Genomic DNA, 3,317 nt, shown 5'->3' on the forward strand with positions numbered 1-3,317 from the left:
ATCAGGTGCGACTCGAGCAACATAGGCACGGGCAAGAGGCTGCAAACCCCCAGGCGTGGACGATCAATATCCCCGCGGCAGGGAAGCCGGGTTTTTGACACCCCGGAATGGCGCGTGCGATAATCTTCTATTGTCCTGAATCAGCACCGCACAAGGAGTGGCAGGCGATGTTCACGGGCGTGAAGGTCTTCTCCGCCACCAAGGCGAAGGAGCGCGAGGAGCTGGGTGAGAACGTCACCCGGTGGCTGAAGAGCAACTCCGACCTGGAGATTGTGGACCGGGTCGTGTGTCAGTCTTCCGACAACGAGTTCCACTGCTACACCATGGTGTTTTTCTACAAGCACGGCAAGAGCGAGCAGGCGGCCCCGCAGTCCTGAGCGGGATGCGCCGGCGGAAGGGGGACGGCCCACCCCTCCACCGGAACATCTCCGCGCCGCTACTCCTGGTGGGGCACGTAGACAGCGACGCCGCGCGGCGGGACGACGAGCACCGTCTCCGTGCCAGCGAGCTGCAGCGTCTGCCCCGTGAAGATGTCCACGTAGGTGTCGCTGCTCGCGGCCAGGCTCCCCATCAGCTCCAGCACCAGTGAGCGCTCCACGGCGCCACGGTTGATGGCCACCAGCGCGCCCCGCCCGTCCGGCAGATCGCGCTGGAACACGTAGAGGTCATTCTCCACGCGCAAGGTCCGCCGCGCGCCCGTCTGCAGCGCCGCGTGCGCCAGGCGCGCCTGCCCCAGCTTCTGCACGAAGCCGAGCAGCTCCTGCTCCATTGGCGCCAGCGTGCCGCCGAAGCGCATGAAGCGGCGGTTGTCCGGATCCCCCGCGCCCGGCAGGCCGACCTCGTCGCCGTAGTACACCAGCGGCACGCCCGGCTGCGTCAGCACGAAGGTGAAGCCGTACTTCATCTTCTCGAAGGCGGTCGGGTCCGTCACCACCGTGGACGGGCGGTTGGGGCCGAAGGGGTCGCTCCCCTCCCCTTGCAGCTGCCCCGCGGCCTGGGAGATGAAGCGCGCCACGTCGTGGTTGCCCAGGAACGGCGAGTTGAGCGTACCCGGCGCGTAGAAGACCTCGTTGGCGCGCACCGCGTCGTCCACGCGCTGCAGGCCCTGGCCGTCCGCGAAGGCCTCGCGCACCGGCCAGTACAGGGGGAAGTCGAACTGCCCGTCCAGCTCCCGCGGGCTGATGTAGCGGGCAATCTGCGAACGGCCGTCCGCGCCGACGAACGTCTCGCCCACCAGGTAGAACTCGGTGCCCGTCATCGCGGTGATTTCCTTCAGCTTCCCGCGGATGGTGCGCCCGGCCACCTGCTCCATGTGCTTCACCGCGTCCAGGCGGAAGCCGTCGAAGTCCGCCTGCTCCAGCCACCACAGCGTGTCCGCGGCGAACTGGTCCACGAAGTCCGTGGAGCGCCAGTTGAAGTCCGGCAGGTAGTCCGTGAACTTGCAGATGAGGCGCTGGGCCTCCCAGTCGCAGTCCTGCGAGCCGCACACGCAGCTGGCGGAGGTATTGAACCAGCCGTCCTGGCCGTGGAGCGTCCAGTAGGGGTGCTCCTGGTGGACGTGGTTGAGCACCAGGTCGGCGATGACGCGGATGCCCCGCTTGTGCGCGGCCTGGGTGAGGGCGCGCAGCTCCTCCAGCGAACCGAAGCGGTGCTGCGTCTCGCGCGGCTTCGACGGCCAGTAGCCGTGGTAGCCCGTGTAGTACTTGCCGCCGGTGCCGATGAAGCGCCCTTCCGGGTTCTGATCCACCGGCGAAATCCAGAGCGTGCGCACGCCCAGCGCGTCGAAGTAGCCCTCTTCCAGCTTCTGGGTAATGCCCGCGAAGTCACCGCCCAGGTAGTTGGCGATGGGGTCCACGTCCGCCACCGGGCCGTCGTTCTCCGGCCGGGCATTGTTGAAGCGGTCGGTGAACGCGAAGTACATCAGCCCCGACTCCCAGCGGAACCGCTCCGGCTCCACCCAGAACGGCAGGTAGAGCGGCTCCGCCTCGCGGCCCTGGCTGTCCCGGGCCACCACCTTCACGTGGTGCTTGCCCTGCTCCAGGCCCTGCACCTTCAGGCTGAAGCGGCCGGTGGCGGCGTCATAGGCGTCCGGCTGGGGCGTCCCATCCAGCGTCAGCACCAGGCCCTCACCCGCCGGGCCGGCCTTGTCCGTCCCATCGAGGTAGGCGACGGCCACGTCCAGCGCGCCCTCGGGCGTCACCGTGAAGCGGTTCAGCTCCAGCACGGGCTGGCGACAGTCCGGCACGGTGAGGCGCGAATACTCCTCCGCGCGAACCCAGCGCGAGTACGGGTTCTCCGGGTCCAGCTCCTGCTTGTCGCCCAGCACGAAGCGGTAGCCGTAGTCGCGCGGCTCCAGCCCCTCCAGGCGGAGCGTGAACACGCCGTCGCCCCGGTCGGTCATCGCCTGAGGCAGGGAGGCGAAGTTGTTCCACTCCCCCATGACCTGAACGTCGCCCGCGACGGACTGCTGCGGTGCGTAGGTCAGCGTCACGTCACAGGTCCGGACAGGGATGGAGTCAGACTCACCACATGCGGCCGCCGTCAGCAGCGCAGGGAGCGTCAGGAGTCGAGGAAAGCGGAGGTGCGTCATGCGAGCCCCGTTGTACGGGAGGCTCGCTCGCTTTTCCAAGCCCCCGGCGCGCAACCGGATGACTCATTGCGTCGAATCATGGACGCCCGGGCTGGCGGGCTTCGTATTCCTGCAGGGTGCGCAGGACGGTGCTCGCGAGCGGATGGTCCGACGGGGCCAGCTCCAGGAAGCGGTGGTAGTTGCGAGCCCCTTCCTCGGCTCGCCCCAGCTTCACCTCCACCGCCCCCAGCAGCAGGTAGCACTCGGCGTTGCCGGGCTCGAGCCGGGCACACTCGCGGGCGGAGTTCCGTGCGGCCGTGTACTTCCCCTCGCGCTGGAGGGCTCGTCCCGTGGTGAGCACCCTGGACGCGGGCCCCGCCGTCACCGGCGACACCGCCAGGGCGTTGCCCGCCGCGCCCAGCCGCGCCGCCTGGGCCTGCCGCGTCGTGCCTCGTGCGCCCGTGCCAGTCGCGGGAACGACCTTGCCGCTCCGCGCTCCGGAGACCGGCCGCGCCACGCCGGAGCGCCCGGCCGCGGCTTCGGCCTCCGGTGTGTCGGCGTTTCCCGACACCTCCTCGTCATCCGCGTTGTCGACCCCGGCCTCGGAGGCCCGCGAAGGCGCCGCTGCCGCGACCGGGGGGCTGGCGGGCGTGGCGAGGGGCACGATCCGCTGCGCCACGGGCGGCCCGGGCACGCGCGCCTCCTCCCTGGCGGCGGCCAGCAAGTCGGACCCCACCCGCGTCACCGC

General features: G+C 69.7%; 2 protein-coding genes and 1 pseudogene. 1 reads left to right on the forward strand and 2 read right to left on the reverse strand.

Annotation, left to right across the window (positions count from 1 at the left end; translation table 11 throughout):
• Positions 1 to 167 precede the first annotated feature (167 nt).
• Positions 168 to 377, forward strand: coding sequence for a hypothetical protein (locus tag G4D87_RS35760; RefSeq protein ID WP_163787247.1), 210 nt, complete (start codon positions 168 to 170; stop codon positions 375 to 377).
• A gap of 59 nt (positions 378 to 436) precedes the next feature.
• Here the strand turns inward: G4D87_RS35760 and G4D87_RS35765 are convergent, their stop codons facing one another.
• Together G4D87_RS35765 and G4D87_RS35770 are read right to left on the reverse strand one after the other, a co-directional pair.
• Positions 437 to 2,491 carry an alpha-amylase family glycosyl hydrolase gene (locus G4D87_RS35765; RefSeq protein ID WP_240358875.1) on the reverse strand — a complete coding sequence of 685 codons (2,055 nt, stop codon included), beginning with the start codon at positions 2,489 to 2,491 and terminating at the stop codon, positions 437 to 439.
• Between the two features lie 175 nt (positions 2,492 to 2,666).
• Positions 2,667 to 3,317 (reverse strand): annotated as a pseudogene (locus tag G4D87_RS35770) (serine/threonine-protein kinase); the annotation flags it as partial.

It is taken from the genome of Myxococcus vastator (genome assembly GCF_010894475.1).
GTDB classification, from domain to species: Bacteria; Myxococcota; Myxococcia; order Myxococcales; family Myxococcaceae; genus Myxococcus; species Myxococcus vastator.